Annotated in this window: 17 protein-coding genes; 4 read left to right on the top strand and 13 right to left on the bottom strand. The window is 62.9% G+C overall.

Annotated elements, in window-relative coordinates; genetic code table 11:
- Nucleotides 1–61: 61 nt before the first annotated feature.
- Nucleotides 62–511: a nuclear transport factor 2 family protein gene (locus tag B0G83_RS27115; RefSeq protein ID WP_105510473.1), complete on the bottom strand. Its 450-nt coding sequence runs from the start codon at nucleotides 509–511 to the stop codon at nucleotides 62–64.
- Between the two features lie 161 nt (nucleotides 512–672).
- On the opposite strand from B0G83_RS27115, the gene B0G83_RS27110 reads away from it, so the two are divergent.
- Both B0G83_RS27110 and B0G83_RS27105 read left to right on the top strand, forming a co-directional pair.
- Entirely contained in the window at nucleotides 673–1,308 is a 636-nt protein-coding gene (locus B0G83_RS27110) for a TetR/AcrR family transcriptional regulator (protein ID WP_105510472.1), read from the top strand.
- Nucleotides 1,309–1,329: 21 nt separating this feature from the next.
- The gene (locus B0G83_RS27105) at nucleotides 1,330–2,817 is read left to right on the top strand and encodes a dipeptidase (RefSeq protein ID WP_105510592.1); all 1,488 of its coding nucleotides are present in this window, start codon (nucleotides 1,330–1,332) and stop codon (nucleotides 2,815–2,817) included.
- 26 nt (nucleotides 2,818–2,843) lie between these two features.
- Here the strand turns inward: B0G83_RS27105 and B0G83_RS27100 are convergent, their stop codons facing one another.
- From B0G83_RS27100 to B0G83_RS27090, 3 genes are all read right to left on the bottom strand, one after another.
- Complete coding sequence (locus tag B0G83_RS27100; RefSeq protein ID WP_105510471.1) at nucleotides 2,844–3,566, bottom strand: sulfite exporter TauE/SafE family protein; 723 nt, start codon at nucleotides 3,564–3,566, stop codon at nucleotides 2,844–2,846.
- A 78-nt stretch (nucleotides 3,567–3,644) separates the two neighbouring features.
- On the bottom strand, nucleotides 3,645–4,991 hold the full coding sequence (locus tag B0G83_RS27095; RefSeq protein WP_105510591.1) for a hemolysin family protein: 1,347 nt from the start codon (nucleotides 4,989–4,991) through the stop codon (nucleotides 3,645–3,647).
- Between the two features lie 93 nt (nucleotides 4,992–5,084).
- The gene (locus tag B0G83_RS27090; protein ID WP_105510470.1) at nucleotides 5,085–5,891 is read right to left on the bottom strand and encodes a sensor histidine kinase KdpD; all 807 of its coding nucleotides are present in this window, start codon (nucleotides 5,889–5,891) and stop codon (nucleotides 5,085–5,087) included.
- 188 nt (nucleotides 5,892–6,079) lie between these two features.
- Here B0G83_RS27090 and B0G83_RS27085 point away from each other — a divergent pair, with 188 nt between their 5' ends.
- Together B0G83_RS27085 and B0G83_RS27080 are read left to right on the top strand one after the other, a co-directional pair.
- A complete protein-coding gene (locus B0G83_RS27085) occupies nucleotides 6,080–6,421 on the top strand; it encodes an FKBP-type peptidyl-prolyl cis-trans isomerase (RefSeq protein ID WP_035561048.1) in 342 nt (113 codons plus the stop codon).
- Between the two features lie 52 nt (nucleotides 6,422–6,473).
- Nucleotides 6,474–7,253 carry an AraC family transcriptional regulator gene (locus B0G83_RS27080; protein WP_105510469.1) on the top strand — a complete coding sequence of 260 codons (780 nt, stop codon included), beginning with the start codon at nucleotides 6,474–6,476 and terminating at the stop codon, nucleotides 7,251–7,253.
- Between the two features lie 68 nt (nucleotides 7,254–7,321).
- On the opposite strand, the gene B0G83_RS27075 is transcribed toward B0G83_RS27080, so the two are convergent.
- From B0G83_RS27075 to trpB, 9 genes are all read right to left on the bottom strand, one after another.
- On the bottom strand, nucleotides 7,322–8,512 hold the full coding sequence (locus B0G83_RS27075) for an O-succinylhomoserine sulfhydrylase (RefSeq protein ID WP_105510590.1): 1,191 nt from the start codon (nucleotides 8,510–8,512) through the stop codon (nucleotides 7,322–7,324).
- A 303-nt stretch (nucleotides 8,513–8,815) separates the two neighbouring features.
- On the bottom strand, nucleotides 8,816–10,366 hold the full coding sequence (gene purF / locus B0G83_RS27070) for an amidophosphoribosyltransferase (protein WP_105510468.1): 1,551 nt from the start codon (nucleotides 10,364–10,366) through the stop codon (nucleotides 8,816–8,818).
- 132 nt (nucleotides 10,367–10,498) lie between these two features.
- Entirely contained in the window at nucleotides 10,499–10,993 is a 495-nt protein-coding gene (locus B0G83_RS27065; protein ID WP_035561040.1) for a CvpA family protein, read from the bottom strand.
- A gap of 7 nt (nucleotides 10,994–11,000) precedes the next feature.
- The gene (locus tag B0G83_RS27060; protein WP_105510467.1) at nucleotides 11,001–11,945 is read right to left on the bottom strand and encodes an SPOR domain-containing protein; all 945 of its coding nucleotides are present in this window, start codon (nucleotides 11,943–11,945) and stop codon (nucleotides 11,001–11,003) included.
- Between the two features lie 29 nt (nucleotides 11,946–11,974).
- Nucleotides 11,975–13,285: a bifunctional tetrahydrofolate synthase/dihydrofolate synthase gene (gene folC, locus B0G83_RS27055; protein WP_105510466.1), complete on the bottom strand. Its 1,311-nt coding sequence runs from the start codon at nucleotides 13,283–13,285 to the stop codon at nucleotides 11,975–11,977.
- 165 nt (nucleotides 13,286–13,450) lie between these two features.
- A complete protein-coding gene (gene accD / locus B0G83_RS27050) occupies nucleotides 13,451–14,323 on the bottom strand; it encodes an acetyl-CoA carboxylase, carboxyltransferase subunit beta (protein ID WP_035561032.1) in 873 nt (290 codons plus the stop codon).
- Nucleotides 14,324–14,403: 80 nt separating this feature from the next.
- The gene (trpA, locus tag B0G83_RS27045; protein ID WP_105510465.1) at nucleotides 14,404–15,216 is read right to left on the bottom strand and encodes a tryptophan synthase subunit alpha; all 813 of its coding nucleotides are present in this window, start codon (nucleotides 15,214–15,216) and stop codon (nucleotides 14,404–14,406) included.
- Nucleotides 15,217–15,295: 79 nt separating this feature from the next.
- Nucleotides 15,296–16,210, bottom strand: a complete 915-nt coding sequence (locus B0G83_RS27040; protein WP_105510464.1) for a site-specific DNA-methyltransferase — start codon at nucleotides 16,208–16,210, stop codon at nucleotides 15,296–15,298.
- A gap of 11 nt (nucleotides 16,211–16,221) precedes the next feature.
- Nucleotides 16,222–17,415: a tryptophan synthase subunit beta gene (gene trpB / locus B0G83_RS27035; RefSeq protein WP_105510463.1), complete on the bottom strand. Its 1,194-nt coding sequence runs from the start codon at nucleotides 17,413–17,415 to the stop codon at nucleotides 16,222–16,224.
- Nucleotides 17,416–17,436 lie beyond the last annotated feature (21 nt).

Below are 17,436 nucleotides of genomic sequence, written 5' to 3'. Positions count from 1 at the left end.
GCTTTAACCGCCTTTTTTACTGGCTGACTGGCTCATCGCCGCCATTCAACGTGATGCGCTCTTAACTCGCCGAGCCGTTCTGTTGAGCACGTTTGACCGCTTCGGCCACCTGCTCGGCGACACGTCGCGTGTCCCAATACACCTGCCCTTTGTACATCCGGTCACCACGCAGATTAAACCGGTCGACGCCTTGCCAACTCAGCGGCTGACCCGCTACGGTGGCCGATGCCCGCCATTCGATCATGACAGCGTCGCCGGTGGGCGCCCACTGCAAGACGTCGACTTTCGAGTCCGGCAGTTGTGTCAGCACCTGGCGAAAATGCTCGACCACGCCTTCGCGATCGGCCGGTTCCGTCATGAGCGGAATCAGATTGCGCGTGTCCTCGTGCATCAGACTTCTTAAATTATCCGCGACCGGGTTTTGCCATTCCGCGGCAAACCGTTGCACGGCTTTGCGCGCATTCGAAAGCTGCTCTTCAGTGGGTGAAAGGTATTGCTGTGCCTGAGTCATTTTTGGTCTGCTCCTGATTGGGATGGCCTACCTACGGGTTGTGCGTCCGTCTTTCCACGCTGCAAGCAAAGTCAAACTCGACATACATCGAGACTTTCACATACAACGTGTATGTATACTACAATCAGAATGTGAAAAATCAAGGGATAAAAATCCGTCCTATGCCGAGCGCAGGTGTACCGCCCAAATCCCGCCGCGAGGAATACGCGGACGCCACACGTCAGGCGCTAATCAGCGCGGCCGGTGAGCTCTTCGCATCGCAGGGTTATCAGCAGGTCGGCATCGAGGCCATCGCGCGCAGCGCACGCGTGACGCGCGGCGCGTTCTATCACCACTTCGCCGATAAAGCCGAACTCTTCGACGCGCTGGTGGGCACGTTGCAGGAACAGGCCGCGTCGAAAGTGAAGGCCGCTGCCGGGGCCGCGCCTAAGGCGAAGCGCGTCAGCGCGGGCATTCGCGAGTTTCTGGAGGTCTGTTGCGAGCCTGCTTACCGGCAACTCGTTATCGAAACCGCGCCCGCCGTGCTCGGCACGGCGCGTTGCCGTGAGATAGAAGAAGCGCACGTCTATGGGCTGCTGATCGACGCGCTGGTCGGTCCGGCAGGTCATAATGAAAAAGCCCGGAGCCACGCTTACCTTGCCGCGCGCATGATCGGCAGCATGGTGTGCGAGGCGGCGCAGTTGCTCGACAACGCGGACGATCCCGTCGCGCTGAAAGCGGACGCGTTGAAGCTCGTTGAAAGCATGGTGGGTACGCTGACGCCCGATAAAAGCCGGACCGCGTCGGCTCGCCAATAAATCGCCCCAACAGGAATGCCGATGACCCTCGACTGGCCGACGATTCGCGATGGCAATACCGACACGCTGCATGACACGACCATCGACATCACGGGTTGGATGATTCCGCTGGATCCGCAAGCCGAGTCGGTCGATTATTTTCTGCTCAGCGCCGACGAACCCTGCTGCGGGGGTTGCGTGCCGCGCAATCCGGCGGCTTCGATCGAAGTCTATACGGCTGTGCCGCTTGCACCGCAAGCCGATGCGGTGACGTTACGCGGCCGGCTGCTGCGTCTGATCGACGACCCCGCGGGTTGGCGCTATCGACTGGTCGAAGCGACCGCGCTCGAGAGTCCGCATGCTGTGCCGCGCACCTTCAGCCGGCGCACGTTTCTTTCTTCCGGCGTGGCACTGGGACTCGCGGCGTGTGCGCCTGGCCGTTTCGCGAGCTATACCGATCCCCATGCGCAAGACGACCCTGCGGCGCCGGCAAGCGGCGACAGCGCGGCTTCCTCGCAAGCGGCTTCATCGCAAGCGCCGTCATGGCAAGCGCCGTCCGGCACGCTCGCCATCGACATGCACAGCCACGCCGGCCGCGTGATCGTGTCGCGCGATCCGGCGATCGGTGCGCATCGACCGTTTCTGCCGCTCGCCGCGCCGATGCGCAAAGGCGGCATGAACGTGATCTGCCTGGCGATCGTCACGGATACGACGGTCACGCGCGTCGCGGAGAACCACAAGCGCTTCGAAGCGTGGCGCGATCCGCAGCCAGGCGAGTTGTATGCACTCGGTCAAACCGAATTTCAGCGCGCGCATCAATTGATCGAGCGCGAGCGGATGCAGGTAGTGACGAACGCGGCGTCGCTCGCGGGGAAGGGTTCGCTCGGACCGTGCGCCATCATTTCCGCCGAGGGCGGGGATTTTCTCGAAGGCCAGGTGGATCGCGTCGACGAGGCGTACGTAAAGCATCAATTGCGACATTTGCAGCTCACGCACTATCGCGTGAACGAGCTCGGCGATATCCAGACCGAGCCGCCGGTGCACGGCGGGCTGACCGATACCGGCGCGGAGGTGGTGCGCCGTTGCAACGCGCTGGGTATCGTCGTGGATGTCGCGCACGGCACTTACAACCTGGTCAAGCGCGCCGCCGATACGTCCACCAAGCCTCTCGTGCTGTCGCATTCGGCGTTGGCCACGCATCCTTCGTCGCGCAGCCGGCTCATCACGCCGGACCACGCGCGCGTGATCGCCGGCACGGGTGGCGTGATCGGCGTGTGGCCGAGTTCAGGGTCCTTCAAGGATATCCACGCGATGGCCGAAGGCATCAAGCGCATGGCCGATGTAGTCGGCGTGGAGCATGTCGGCCTGGGAAGCGACATGCTCGGCTTTATCTCGCCGCCGGTGTTTCGCAGCTACGAGCAGTTGCCCGATCTGGCGAGCGCGTTGCTGGTCGCCGGGTTCACGCAGGAAGAGGTGAGCGCGATTCTGGGCGGCAATTACCGGCGCGTGTTCGAAGTCTCGGTGGGGTGATCGGTGCGGCTCAACGCCGCCGTGTTTTAGCGCCCTGCCGCCCACAGCAGCGAGAGCCCCGAGGACAACATCAAACCGTCGACCACCAGCTTGAAGGTGGCGGGACTCATCCGCACCACGATGCTGCGTGCCGCAAACGAGCCTGTCATCAACGCGGAACCGGTGATCAGACCATCGATCACCACTCGCAACGGCAACGCGCCGAAGTGGCTGAACACCGCGACTTTCGCGGCATACACGGTCAATGAGCCGGCTGCTTCCGTTGCGAGAAAAGCGCCTTTGACAAGGCCATAAGACATGAACACCGGCACGGTAATCGGCCCGGTCGACACCACGATGCCGGTGAGAAAACCCACCACGCCGCCAATCAGCGAAAGGTGCCACAGAGAGAATTTGACGGCCCGCCGTGCGAGCCAGCGACGCGTGGGCACCATCGCGACAAAGAATAGCCCCAGCGCGATTTCAACCGCGTGAGGCGGCAGTGCGAGCAGGGTCCGCACACCGAGCGCGGCGCCCGGCACGGCAGTCACGCAGTAGGCACCGCAAGCGCGCCAATCGATCTCGCGCCACCACGCGAGGACCTTGCCGAAGTTGCCCATGATCGCGGCGATCGCCATGATCGGCACCGCCTGTTGCGGACCGTACAGCATCACGAGCACAGGCATTAGCAGCATGGACGAACCGGTACCGATCACGCCGCTCAGCGTGCCCGCGAGCAAGCCCACGCCCAGAACCAGCAGATACCCCATGTCGCCCCCTCGATGTGGACAACGATTCTACGCGAGCAATAAGGCAGTACGCTTTGCCGGATTCAGCGGAAAAGGCTTTCAACCGCCTTCGTCGTCGAAGGTCTTCGGGTACACGCGCACGAGCACGATGCGCGGCCCTTTCATCTTCTTGACCACCACGTCGAAGCGGTCGAATTCCACGCGCTGGCCCTCGGTGGGCAGATCGTTGAGCGCCTGAATCACGAGACCGCCGACCGATTCGGCCTTACCTTCGTCGATATCGATCCCCAACGCCCGCTCCAGCGACACCACCGGCAAGCTGCCCTTGCCCATCAAGGTGCCGTCGTCCATGCGTGTCCAGTCGGCGTCGCCCTGACGGAATTCGTCGTGAATCTGGCCGACCAGTGCCCCGAGCAGATTGTCGAGCGTCAGGAAGCCGATCGGCTTCGCGTTCTTGTGGCCGACCAGCGCGAAATGCGGCGCGCCTTTGCGAAAGCGGCGAAACAGTTCCAGTGCGGGCATGTCCGGCTTCACGTACTGCACGGGCCGCGCGTATTTCGACAGATCGTCGAGCGTGCTGCCCGCATGACGCGCCAGCAGCAGATCCTTCAAGTGGATCATGCCGGCCACGCGTTCGCCGGCCGCATCTTCGAACAGCGGATAGCGGCTGAAGCGATGCCGCGCCACCACCTGCATGTTCTCGCGCAACGGCAGGTCGCGCCGCAAGCCGACCATTTCATAAGCAGGACGCATGAGATCCGACACGGTCATGCGCGAAAAATCGAGCGAATGCGCGATCGTGTTCCATTCGTCCTGGCTGTACGCGCCGGCGTCCGCCGCGCCCAGCTCGCTCGCCACGTTGGCGCGGCGGCCGCGCAGGATCAGCTTGAGTTCGTCGGTCGAGTAATGCGAGTCGTGACCGTGGTCGGCGTCGAGGCCGGCCAGCTTCAGCACCGCGTTGGCGCTCGAATTAAGCACCCAGATGAACGGATACATGGCCCAGTAGAAGCCGTACAACGGCGTGGCCGCCCACAGCGACACTTTCTCGGCCTCGCGGATGGCCAGCGACTTCGGCGCCAGTTCGCCCACCACGATATGCAGGAACGAAATACACGAAAACGCGAAGAACAGTGAAACGCCGTGAATCAGCTTCTCCGACTCCACGCCGAGCAGCGTGAAGACCGGCGTGAGCAGTTGCGCGAACGCGGGCTCACCGATCCAGCCAAGACCGAGCGACGCCAGCGTAATACCGAGCTGACAGGCAGACAGGTAAGCGTCGAGACGTCCATGCACCTTGGCCAGCAAACGGCCGCGCATGCCGTGTTTCGCGGCGAGGCTCTGCACGCGCGTAGCCCGCAGTTTGACCAGACCGAATTCAGCCGCAACAAAGAAACCGTTGAGGGCAACGAGAAACAACGCGCCAATGAGGGCGACAACCTGGATCAAAGCGAAGGGCTCCGGCAACAAAAGTTGTCAGTATAGAGGGTGAAAGCCCGATGAAAAGCTAACCGCGCGCAGTCATACGCCGAGACGGCGTGCTCACTTCGGCGCGGTTGCGCTCAGCGGTATGCGCAGTGCAAGTCGGGCCGCCTCGCTCTCGCTCGCGTCGATCTGCTCGAAACTGCCGCCGTGCGCTTCCGCGACGCGCTTACATAGCGCCAGCACCCACGCAATGCGTTTGGCTTCGCGCGGCTCGCCAGCCTGCTTGCGAGCAAACGCTTCGAGCAGATGCGGCAACGCAGGATCGCTCAACGCGGCGAGATTGCTGTGGTAGGTGACGCTGGCATGCCATGCGGTCGTGTCGGCGCGCGTGGCCAGCGTGACGCTGGCGCCTTCGGCGCTGGCTTCGACCGTGAACGCGAGCATCAGCCACAGCGCGGCGGCAAGGCGTGCGCGGTCGCCGTTGAGCTGCTCGGTGCCGAGTTGCGAGTCGAGCGCGATCTCGACCTGGCGCGAGCGAGCCAAACCCGTGCGCACGTCTTCGATCGTGTCGTCGAGCAATGGATGCAGCGGGAACGATGCATACGCGAGCGCCAGCGATTTGGTTTCGGCGCGCGTGGCATCCACGATCGTTTCGAGCAGCTTCACCTGCTGGTCCACGCCATTGCGAATACCGGTGACGGCGCGTTGTGCGTTGGGGTCGTTCGCGTCGAGCTTGCGCTCGAGCACGTAGGCCCAGCTATGGATCGCGTTCAACGGACCGCGCAAATCGTGCGACACCAGCGACAACACGTGGTCACGCATGAACAGCGCGGTTTCGGCGCACAGATGCGCGGTACGCTCGGAGACGGCGGAGCCGGAAGGTGCCGGCTGCGCGCCGGCGGTTCCGGTTGAAGACGTTGTCACGATCGAGCCCTCTCAGGCAGTGCATGATGATTGAAAGAAGCCCCATTATAGGCATGGCATCCGGCGCGACCAGCCTGGCCGGATGGCCAATTTCCATGCAATCCGCGTGCCACGCGGCAATCCTCAACGAGGCGCCGCCAACACGCCTACAATGTCGGTTTTTACGTTTTTGAACTGAGGAGCGTTACATGTCGACTGTCACTACCGAATCCGGCCTGAAGTACGAAGACATCGTGGAAGGCACTGGCGCCGAAGCCGTTGCCGGCAAGAGCGTCAGCGTGCACTACACCGGCTGGCTGACCGATGGTCAGAAGTTCGACTCGAGCAAGGACCGCAACGACCCGTTCGCATTCGTGCTGGGCGGCGGCATGGTCATCAAGGGTTGGGACGAAGGCGTGCAAGGCATGAAGGTCGGCGGCACGCGCAAACTGACCATTCCGCCGCAACTCGGCTACGGCGTGCGCGGCGCGGGCGGCGTGATTCCGCCGAACGCAACGCTCGTGTTCGAAGTCGAATTGCTCGGCGTTTAAGTTTTACGCGTTTTGGGTCGCCTGGCTATTTGCGGGTGACTGCGCTTTGACGATGAACCACGCCACCGCCACCATCCCTTGCGTTTCGCTGCGTCGTTACGGCGCGGTGGAAGCGTCGGACGTGCATGACTTTCATCAGGTCGTGCTCGGCCTCGACGGCGCGATGGTGATGGCGGTGAATGGCGTTGCGCAACAGATCGACGCCGGCTCCGCGTGGCTCATTCCGGCAGGTGCGCGGCACGACTACGCGGGCGTCGGCGAGAACCGGCAGTTGGTGCTGGATCTGCCGGCAACGTCGCTGGCCGTGCCGGAGCGCTTGTTCGACCGCGCGCGGGCCGTGACGGTCGACACATCATTAACGCAGCTCGTGCATCGAATTGCGGCGCACGCTACCGGCGGCGCTCGGAGCGACGATCTTGATGCCCGTCGTTTTCATTGGGATGCAGCGGCCCGCCTGGGCGCTGCGCTGGTGGCCGACTCCGGCACCACGGCCGGTGCGCTCGCGCCTGGCGCCGGTCTCGACTTCGCGCGTATCGATCGCTGGTTGCGCGCGCATTTGTCGGAACCGCTGCGTATTGCCGACCTCGCCGCGCATTGCGGCTTCGGCATCCGGCGCTTTCATCAGGTTTTTATCGACGCCTTCGGTGAGACGCCGCATCGCTATTTGCAGCGCTTGCGGCTCGACACGTCGCTCACGTTGCTCGCGGATCCGCGCCGTTCGTTGACCGATATCGCGCTGGATATCGGCTTCGGCGATCAGAGCGCTTTCACACACGCCTTCACGCGGCGTTTTGGGCTGGCGCCTGGCCAATGGCGCGCGCTGCGCCACTGAGCGCAGCGTTGCCGCGCGAGCCGCGTTGAATTCGCGGCCTGCCTTGCCTGCTTTCAATCCCGCTTCGCTTAACCCGCCAGACCGCGCTCCAGATCACCGCGAATATCCGCGGCGTTTTCCAGACCCACCGCCAGCCGGATCAAGCCTTCGCTGATGCCCGCCGCCGCGCGCGCTTCCGGCGTCACGCGACCATGCGTGGTAGTCGCCGGATGCGTGATCGTGGTGCGCGTATCGCCGAGATTGCCGGTGATCGAACAGATCTTCGTGCTGTCGATTACCCGCCATGCGTTAGCGCGCATCTGTTCCGGCGTGTCGCCCTTCAGTTCGAACGACAGAATCGCGCCGCCCGCCTTCTGCTGACGCATGGCCAGCGCGTGCTGCGGATGCGATTCCAGCCCCGGATAGAACACGCGATTCACGGCCGGATGCGTCTCCAGCCAGCGCGCGATTTCCAGCGCATTCGCCGACTGTTTTTCGACGCGCAGCGACAGCGTTTCCATGCCCTTGAGCAGCACCCACGCATTGAACGCGGACAGCGTCGGCCCGGCGCTACGCACGAACGGGAACACCTTTTCCATGATGAACTGCTTCGAGCCGACCAGCGCGCCGCCCAACACGCGACCCTGACCGTCTAGGAACTTGGTGGCCGAATGCATCACCACGTCCGCGCCGAGCTTCAACGGCTGTTGCAGCGCCGGACTACAGAAACAGTTGTCCACCACGAACAGCGCGTTCGCGGCCTTGGCGATCTTGCTGATCGCTTCGATATCGGACACTTCCGTCAGCGGATTCGACGGCGTTTCGAGGAAGAACATCTTCGTCTCGGAACGCACGGCGTTTTTCCACGCGTCCAGATCGGTCGGATCGACGAACGTGGTCGTGATGCCGAACTTCGTGAAAATTTGCGAGAACATGCCGAGCGTCGAGCCGAACAGGGCCTGCGAGCTCACCAGGTGGTCGCCGGCCTGCAGCGCGCACATCACCACCGACATGATCGCGGCCATGCCCGATGCCGTCGCCATACAGGCTTCACCGCCTTCGAGCGCGGCCAGGCGGTCCTGGAACATCGTGACCGTCGGGTTCGTGAAACGCGAATAGGTGTAGTTGTCTTCGGAGTTCTTGAATTTCTCGGCGGCATCCGCGGCGCTCGCGAACACAAAGCTCGAGGTCAGGAAAATCGCTTCCGAATGTTCGTTGAAGTCGCTGCGCGCCGTGCCCGAGCGGACCGCCAGCGTGTCGAAGTTCAGGGAGTCGTCCATGTTGGTTCTGGTTTCCAATGGTCCATGGCTGCGTTCGGCGCGCCTCGTGTGAAAAAAGAGCGCAACGCCAAACGGCAGCAACAAAAAAGCCCGCTTTTGCGTCGGCATAAGCGGGCTTCATGTGCGGGGAAAGCTGGAGCGGAGGCGGATGATTGCGGCGTTTCCCACCTTTCGCTTTAGCTGTTTCGGGTTACCCCGCGTCCGCAAGCTGAGATCAAATCGACGCAAGCCATGATCCTAACATGCTCGTGGCGTGGCGTGCTGCGTGCCACGTCATGAGCGTTATGGTTCAGGTTCGCGTCATCAGCCCACTGACAACTGCAGGTGCAATTGCGAACGCGCGGGCGCGCCGCCGTCGATCGCTTCGCTCGCGGCGTCGCGATCCGATTGCGAGGACGGCGCCAGACGCGCGGTTTCGATGCGGTCCAGATACTCGGTAGTGATGTCGCCGGTCACGTAGTTGCCGTCGAAACACGACGCTTCGAATTCCCGCAGCGCCGGGTTGATGTCGCGCACGGCCTGCTTCAGTGCGTCGACGTCCTGATACACGAGATGGTCCGCGCCGATCATGCGCGCGACTTCGTCGTCCGTGCGGCCATGAGCGACGAGCTCACCGCGCGTCGGCATGTCGATGCCGTAGACATTCGGGAATTTCACCGGCGGCGCTGCCGAAGCGAAGATCACCTTGTTCGCGCCGGCGTCGCGCGCCATCTGCACGATTTCGTGCGAGGTGGTGCCGCGCACGATCGAATCGTCGACGATCAGCACGTTCTTGCCCTTGAACTCAATGCCCATGGCATTTAGCTTCTGGCGCACGGATTTCTTGCGCACCGCCTGACCCGGCATGATGAAGGTGCGGCCGACGTAACGGTTCTTGAAGAAGCCCTCGCGGTACTCCACGCCCAGCTTCTTCGCGACTTGCATCGCGGCCGGACGGGACGAATCGGGAATCGGCATCACTACGTCGATCGGCACGTCGGGCAGCTCGCGCTTGATCTTCTCGGCGAGGTAGTCGCCCATGCGCAGACGTACGTTGTAGACCGGTACGCCGTCGAGCACCGAGTCCGGACGCGCGAGATACACGAGTTCGAAAATGCACGGGTTCAGGCTCGGATTCGTCGCGCATTGCTGCGAATGCAGATTGCCTTCGATATCGATGAAAATCGCCTCGCCCGGCGCGATATCGCGCACGAATTCGAAGCCGATACCTTCAATCGCCACCGATTCCGACGCCAGGATCCACTCGACGCCTTCCGGCGTTTCCTGCTTGCCGAGACACAGCGGGCGGATGCCGAACGGGTCGCGGAAACCCAGCAGACCGTAACCGGCGATCAGCGACACGATCGCGTACGAACCCCGCACCCGGCGATGCACGCCAGACACGGCCTTGAACAGCGCGGCTGGATCGAGTTGCAGGCCCGAGCTGGACAGCTGCAATTCGTGCGCGAGCACGTTGAGCATGACCTCGGTGTCGGAATTGGTATTGATGTGGCGGCGATCGACGCGGAACATCTCGTCTTTCAGTTGCTGCCAGTTGGTCAGATTGCCGTTATGCGCGAGGATGATGCCGAACGGCGCGTTCACGTAGAACGGCTGGGCTTCTTCTTCGCTCGACGCGGAACCGGCCGTCGGGTAACGCACCTGACCGATACCGGTCGTGCCGGGCAGGCTGCGCATGTTGCGCGTGCGGAACACGTCGCGCACCATGCCGTTGGCCTTGTGCATGTGGAAATTGCTACCGTTCGCGGTTGCGATGCCGGCAGCGTCCTGACCGCGATGCTGCAGAAGCAGCAGGCTGTCATAGATCAGCTGATTGACCGGGGAGTGGGAAACTACGCCTACGATGCCGCACATGGCATGTCCTTCAAAGGTACGAAATTCGTCGTGGCGGCCGATGCCTGCGTACGCGCTGTGACCTGCTGGTACGTCGCGGCAACCGGTTTGCGCCGGAGTCCTGCCGCGTCCCTTGAAATACTCGCCTGATCGTCACACGCGGACGTAGGCAGCAAGCGTCTCGGGAAGCAGCGGTTTCATTACGTGCACGCCCTCGACCGCATAGGGCCGCAGCAAGGCGTTGCGCCAGAATTCCTGTTGGGGCAGCTCGGTCAAGCCAGCGAGGGCGACCAGAATCAGCACCAGAATGACCCCGCGCACGAGGCCGAACATCAAACCGAGCGAGCGGTCCACGCCGCTCAAGCCGGTTGCCTGCACGATGCGGCTCAGGAGGGCATTCAGCACGCTCGCCACCAGCACCACACCGATCACCACCAGCGCAAAGGCCAGCAGCCACTGGGTCAACGCGCCACCCGGCCACGTGGACGGGATAAACGGCACGACATAACCGACAAAGCGGCACGCAATGAAAAACGCCGCGATCCAGCCGATCAACCCGAATATCTCGGACAAAAACCCGCGCCATGTGCCGCGCAAGGCCGACAAACCGATCACCGCCATTACAGCGTAGTCGAAGGCGGTGAACATCGCTCGCTTACTGTGCCGTGCCGCTGTTCGCGCCCGACGTCAAGCCGGCCTCGCGAACTTTCGCAATCGCGGCACTGGCCGCGGCACGATCGGCAAACGGACCGGCCCGCAACAGCGTGAGCGTGGAGCCATCAGCCTGCTTCCGATGTTCGGTATATGCGGGCACACCCGCCGCTTTCAACTTGGACGCCCAGGTTCGCGCGTTGGCGTCGTTGGCAAATGCGCCCAGTTGCACCGCGAAACGGCTGCCCGGCGGCGATGCCGGCGTGCCGGAATTCGCGTCCGCGCTGGCGGCGGTGCTGTTCGTGTCGTCGGTTGCGCTCGGCGCGGGTGTGGCGGCGGCGTTGTGCGTGACGGGGGGTTTGGCGGGTTTGGCAGGCGCCGTGGGCGTGGCCGGTGCGGTGTTGGCCGCGACGGCCGGTGCCTGCGGTTTCGCAGCCGGCCTGGCTGCGGGCGCCGCGGCGCTTGTCGTCGCGCCGGTGCCTGGGCTCGTGCCCGTGGTCGTGCTTTGTGCTTGCGTATTGCCCGACTGGCCTTGCTTTGCGGCCGTTGCCGGCGCAAGACCCGAAGCGGCGAGTGCCGCGTCGGGCGTGGGGTTGTCGGGTGCGACGCCGGCCTGCGTGTCTTCGTCAGCCTTGGCGAGCTTCGGCGCGGGACGGTTGGGGATGTCGATCGCGATGTCGTCGGTGACCGGCTTGGGATGCGAGTCCAGCACCATGGGCAGGATCACGACAGCCGCGACGACCAGCGCGATCGCACCGACCAGGCGGCGCCGCGCACGCTGCTTTTCCGGCAGCGTAGGGTCGAGCAACATGGCGTCGGCGTCGACGGGGCGCTCCGTGCGGCGGGTTCGCCGCTCCACGCGCTCGCCACGGGCGGCCCGGGTGGAACTGGTATTTGCGCCGCGCCGGCTAGGCGCGTCGTCTTTCTTGCCGAACGAGAAAATTCCCATGAATCGCTTGGTTCGAGCCTGGCGCCCGTTCAGTGTTGCTGCGATTTACGGTAGGCCATCACACCGGCTACCGTATAGAAACTGCCGAAAACCACGATTCTATCATTCTCTGACGCCCGTTTTAGCGCGTCTTGGTACGCCTCGGCTGGCGTGGCGTGCCGCGTGACGCTGCTGTCGGCGGCTTCATCCACGCCCTGCTCGCGCAGTGCCGCTTCGAGCTGTTCCGCCGTGGCGGCCCGCGCGAGCGGCAGATCGGTCACGCACCAATGGTCGATTTCGCCCTTCAGATGCGCCAATACGCCGGCGATGTCCTTGTCGCGCATCGCACCGAACACCGCGTACGTGTAGGGGAAAAAGCCCATGTTGCCGAGGTTCTGCGTCAGCACGGCGGCTGCGTGCGGGTTGTGGCCGACATCGAGCACCACGGCCGGCTTGCCGGGCAGCACCTGGAAACGGCCCGGCAATTCGACGTTGGCGAGGCCGAGACGAATGTCCTGCGCCGACACCGGCAGACGGTCACGCAGCGCTTCAAGCCCAGCCAGCGCCGCCGATGTATTGATCAACTGGTTCGCGCCGCGCAGCGCCGGATAGGCGAGCGCCGAACGCCGCATGGTCGGACCGACGTAGCTCCATTGCTGGCGCTCGCTGCCCGCCTGCCCTTCATAGCGAAAATCGCGGCCGAAGAGCCACAGTTCCGCGCCGATCTTCTCGGCATGATCGATCAGCGACTGCGGCGGCACCGGGTCGGCGCAAATCGCCGGCTTGCCCGGACGGAAAATGCCGGCCTTTTCGAAGCCGATTTTCTCGCGCGTATCGCCGAGATATTCCGTGTGATCAATGTCGATGCTCGTGATGATGGCGCAGTCGGTATCGAGAATATTGACCGCGTCGAGACGACCGCCCAAGCCGACTTCGAAGATCACCGCGTCGAACCCGCGCGAGGCGAACAGGCTCATGATCGCCAGCGTCGTGAATTCGAAGTAGGTCAGCGTAACGGGCTCGGCGAGACTCAGGCGCGCGGCTTCGACAGCTTCGAAGTGCGGCAGTAGTTCGGCGTCGGTCGCCATTTCGCCGTTCACGCGCGCGCGCTCGTTGAACGTCAACAGATGCGGCGACGTGTGGCAGCCCACCGTGAAGCCGGCGCGCAGCAGAATCGATTCGAGGATCGCGCAGGTGGAGCCCTTGCCGTTCGTGCCGCCGACCGTGATGATCGGGCACGCAAACGACAGTTGCATCGCGTCGCGTACCTGCGAGATGCGGCCCAAACCCATGTCGATGCCGACCGGATGCGCGGATTCAAGGTGCGTGAGCCACGCGTCGAGGGTGGGGAAGGTCGTCATCGAATGAATCGGGAGTGAATCGGTTAGGCGGTGGTGCGCCGTGATTATCCTGGAAATGACAACGCGCCGCTTGATCACTCACGCGGCGCGCTATTTTTTCCTGCTTTTTTGACGGCCGCCGCGCTGCGCTCAGCGGCGCGCGGCCTGTCTGCTTTGCTTAACGGCTTACGCGACGGCATCCGCCGGCTGGTGGCTCAACAGCGCCATCAATTGAGCGATTTCCTCACGCAGCTTGCGACGGTCGACGATCATGTCCACCGCGCCCTTTGTCAGCAGAAATTCGGCGCGCTGGAAGCCTTCCGGCAGCTTTTCACGCACGGTCTGTTCGATCACGCGCGGGCCGGCAAAGCCGATCAGCGCCTTCGGCTCGGCGATCACCACGTCGCCGAGGAACGCGAAGCTCGCCGACACGCCACCCATGGTCGGATCGGTCAGCACGGAAATGAACGGCAGCTTGGCTTCGGCCAGCCTGGTCAGCATGGCCGTGGTTTTCGCCATTTGCATCAGCGACAGCAGGCTTTCCTGCATGCGCGCGCCGCCCGACGCGGTGAAGCAGATAAACGGCACTTTCTGTTCAAGCGCGTTCTGTGCGCCGCGCGCAAAACGCTCGCCGACCACCGAACCCATCGAGCCGCCCATGAACGAGAACTCGAAGCAAGCCACGACTACCGGCAGTGTGTGGATCGCGCCGCCCATCACGACCATGGCGTCGGTTTCGTCGGTGTCGTCCATTGCCTCTTTCAGGCGATCCGGGTACTTGCGGCTGTCCTTGAACTTCAACGCGTCGACCGGGACGATTTCCTGGCCGATTTCGTAGCGGCCTTCCGGATCGAGCAGGCCGTCGAGCCGCTCACGCGCGCCGATGCGCATGTGATGGTCGCACTTCGGGCAAACATGCAGATTGGCCTCGACGTCGTTGCGGTACAGCACGGCTTCGCACGACGGACACTTGATCCACAGGCCTTCCGGAATTCCCTTGCGGTTTTTCGGGTCGGTTTGTTTGATTTTCGGCGGCAGCAGCTTATCGAGCCAGCTCATATTGAATCCTTCTGGGGTCGGCGGTTGCGCAAACGGCGGGATAAACCCGCCGCTCACGCTACAGACGACAAAAATAACTGTTATCGGGCAGTCGCGACGCTATCTAGCGCCTCGCGCACTTCGGCGATGAAACGCGTGAGCGTTTCCGCCGCGGTCTCCGGCGGCGCCTGTTCGAGCAATTGCACGATACGGCTGCCGATCACGACGGCATCGGACACTTCGGCCACCGAACGCGCGGTTTGCGCGTCGCGGATGCCGAAACCGACGCCCACCGGCAGGGGTACGCGCGACTTGATGGCCGGGATTTTACCCGCGATGCTGGAAACGTCCAGATTCGCGGAGCCGGTCACCCCTTTCAACGACACATAATAGACGTAGCCGCTGGCAATTTTCCCGACTTCCGCGATGCGCTCGTCCGTGGACGTGGGCGCCAGCAAAAAGATCGGATCGATCGAGGCGGATCGCATCTTTTCAGCGAAATTAGCACACTCTTCCGGCGGGTAATCGACCACCAGCACGCCATCCACCCCAGCTTCCTGAGCGGCTTTCGCGAACGCGTCGATACCCATGCGTTCGATCGGATTGGCGTAGCCCATCAACACGACGGGCGTCTTGTCGTCGGTTTCGCGGAAGCGCTTAACGTCCGCGATCACGTGACGCAGCGACACGCCGTGCGCCAACGCGCGCTCGGACGATTGCTGGATCACGGGGCCGTCGGCCATCGGGTCGGAAAACGGCACGCCGAGTTCGATCACATCCGCGCCGCCGGCAGCGAGCGCGTGCATGAATTCGACCGTGCGGGCCGGGTCCGGGTCGCCGGCCGTCATGAAAGGAATCAGGCCTTTCTTACCTTGGGCGGACAACGCGGCAAACGTGTTCTTGATACGGGACATGGAAATTTCTCGAATTTAAGCGACTGCGCGCGGCTGACGCGGCGCGGGCTGCATAACGCTCATCGCGGCTCGCTGCGGCTCACTGCGTTTCGGTCTGCCGTTTAACCTTGGGCTTGACCGGCCGCGCCTTCACGGGCACGGGATTCGCAGCGATGCTGACGCGTTCACGCGCTATCGCGCAGTAACTTTCATTGATCTCATAGCCGACGAATTCGCGCTGCTGCCGGGCACAAGCGACTGCGGTGGTGCCGCTGCCCATGAACGGGTCGAGCACGCGCCCGCCCTTCGGACAACTCGCCAGCACCATTCGCTCGACAATTTCCAGAGGCTTCTGGGTGGGATGCGCGACGCGTTCGGCATGTTGCCGATGCAGTCGCGACACCGACCAGACATCCTTTGGATTATAGCCAACCTCGAGCCACTTACTGCCTTCGAACAACTTACGCGAACGCGCCTTCTTCGTAACTTCATCGTACGGGATGCGGACGGGATCGAGATCGAAGAAATAATCCTTCGACACCGCGAAAAAGCCGATGTTGTCGTGCACAGAAGTGAATCTGCGCACGGTGCCGCCCATGCTGGGTACGCGCCGGTCCCAGATGATTTCGTTGATCATCGTGAGTTTTGTCTTCAGGAAGCTGAAGATTTCCGGCGAGTACTGCCACGTGCAGAAGATATACAGAGAACCCGACGGCTTGAGCTTGGGAACAGCCAGCTCGAGCCAGCTACGCGTCCAAGCGAGAAAATCGTCGCCCGTCCGCATGTCGGAGTCGTTGCCATAATCCTTGCCGAGCCCATAAGGCGGATCGCACACGATCAGGTCGATCGACCCGTCGGGAATGTTCGCCACATCGGTCAGAAAATCGCGGTTCAACAGCTGGATGCCGGCCGGCACCTGCGGCAACAACGCCTCAGGCGCCGCGGCGGCCGCTACTTTGGCGGCCGGATCAAGGGTTTCAATCGCCGGCTGCGGCTCGTCGAACTCGTCACGCATCGTCGCGGCGCTCAGAACTGAATTCCCGATCGCTCGGCGACCGTATGCATGTCCTTGTCGCCACGGCCCGACAGGTTGACCAGAAGGACTTTGTCCTTCGGCAGCGTCGGCGCGAGCTTCGCGGCGTAGGCCAGAGCATGACTGGACTCCAGCGCCGGAATGATGCCTTCGATGCGACAGCAATCGTGGAACGCTTTCAGCGCCTCTTCGTCGGTGATGCTGACGTATTGCGCGCGATTGCTGTCTTTTAGCCACGCATGCTCGGGACCGACGCCCGGATAGTCGAGGCCGGCCGAGATCGAATGCGTCTCGATAATCTGCCCGTTTTCGTCTTGCAGCAGATAAGTACGATTGCCGTGCAGCACGCCGGGGCTGCCGCCGATCAAGGAAGCCGCGTGACGACCGGATTCGAGTCCGTCGCCAGCGGCTTCGACGCCAATCAACTGCACCGACGTGTCGTCAATGTACGGGTAAAAGATACCCATCGCATTCGAACCGCCGCCAATGCACGCAATCACGGCATCCGGCTGACGGCCGACCAATTCGGGCATCTGCACCTTGCATTCGTCGCCGATCACGCGCTGGAAATCGCGCACCATCATCGGGTAAGGGTGCGGACCCGCGACTGTGCCGATGATGTAGAACGTGTCTTCGACGTTCGTGACCCAGTCGCGCATGGCTTCGTTCAGCGCGTCTTTCAGCGTGCGTGAGCCCGATTCGACCGGCACGACCGTGGCGCCGAGCAATTTCATGCGGTAGACGTTGGCAGCCTGGCGGCGCACGTCTTCCTCGCCCATGTAGACCACGCATTCCATGCCGAAGCGCGCCGCGATGGTGGCCGTTGCCACACCGTGCTGGCCGGCGCCGGTTTCGGCGATCACGCGCGGTTTGCCCATGCGCTTGGCCAGCAACGCCTGGCCGATCACGTTGTTGATTTTGTGCGCGCCGGTGTGATTCAGGTCCTCACGCTTCAGGAAAACCTGTGCGCCGCCGAGCATCTCGCTCCAACGCTGCGCGTGATAAATCGGCGACGGACGACCGACGAAATACTTCAACTCGCGCTCGTATTCAGCGACGAATTCGGGGTCTTTCTGGAATTTTTCGTACGCTTCACGCAGCTCGTTCAGCGCGTGTACCAGCGTTTCAGCGACGAACACGCCGCCATATTGGCCGAAATGGCCTCTTTCGTCTGGCAAGTTATACATGGTGATCACTCTTCTCAGTGT

The sequence above is a fragment of the Paraburkholderia sp. BL21I4N1 genome (assembly GCF_002973525.1).
Lineage (GTDB): Bacteria > Pseudomonadota > Gammaproteobacteria > Burkholderiales > Burkholderiaceae > Paraburkholderia.
This window is presented reverse-complemented; position numbering and strand designations above follow the sequence as displayed.

Bases quoted from the DNA above. Each gene is read 5' to 3' on its own strand.
- B0G83_RS27115 (WP_105510473.1), bottom strand. From the start codon at position 511: ATGACTCAGGCACAGCAATACCTTTCACCCACTGAAGAGCAGCTTTCG.
- purF (WP_105510468.1), bottom strand. From the start codon at position 10,366: ATGTGCGGCATCGTAGGCGTAGTTTCCCACTCCCCGGTCAATCAGCTG.
- B0G83_RS27075 (WP_105510590.1), bottom strand. From the start codon at position 8,512: ATGGACGACTCCCTGAACTTCGACACGCTGGCGGTCCGCTCGGGCACG.
- folC (WP_105510466.1), bottom strand. From the start codon at position 13,285: ATGACGACCTTCCCCACCCTCGACGCGTGGCTCACGCACCTTGAATCC.
- B0G83_RS27040 (WP_105510464.1), bottom strand. From the start codon at position 16,210: ATGCGTGACGAGTTCGACGAGCCGCAGCCGGCGATTGAAACCCTTGAT.
- B0G83_RS27060 (WP_105510467.1), bottom strand. From the start codon at position 11,945: ATGGGAATTTTCTCGTTCGGCAAGAAAGACGACGCGCCTAGCCGGCGC.
- B0G83_RS27110 (WP_105510472.1), top strand. From the start codon at position 673: ATGCCGAGCGCAGGTGTACCGCCCAAATCCCGCCGCGAGGAATACGCG.
- B0G83_RS27100 (WP_105510471.1), bottom strand. From the start codon at position 3,566: ATGGGGTATCTGCTGGTTCTGGGCGTGGGCTTGCTCGCGGGCACGCTG.
- B0G83_RS27080 (WP_105510469.1), top strand. From the start codon at position 6,474: ATGAACCACGCCACCGCCACCATCCCTTGCGTTTCGCTGCGTCGTTAC.
- trpB (WP_105510463.1), bottom strand. From the start codon at position 17,415: ATGTATAACTTGCCAGACGAAAGAGGCCATTTCGGCCAATATGGCGGC.
- B0G83_RS27105 (WP_105510592.1), top strand. From the start codon at position 1,330: ATGACCCTCGACTGGCCGACGATTCGCGATGGCAATACCGACACGCTG.
- accD (WP_035561032.1), bottom strand. From the start codon at position 14,323: ATGAGCTGGCTCGATAAGCTGCTGCCGCCGAAAATCAAACAAACCGAC.
- B0G83_RS27065 (WP_035561040.1), bottom strand. From the start codon at position 10,993: ATGTTCACCGCCTTCGACTACGCTGTAATGGCGGTGATCGGTTTGTCG.
- B0G83_RS27085 (WP_035561048.1), top strand. From the start codon at position 6,080: ATGTCGACTGTCACTACCGAATCCGGCCTGAAGTACGAAGACATCGTG.
- trpA (WP_105510465.1), bottom strand. From the start codon at position 15,216: ATGTCCCGTATCAAGAACACGTTTGCCGCGTTGTCCGCCCAAGGTAAG.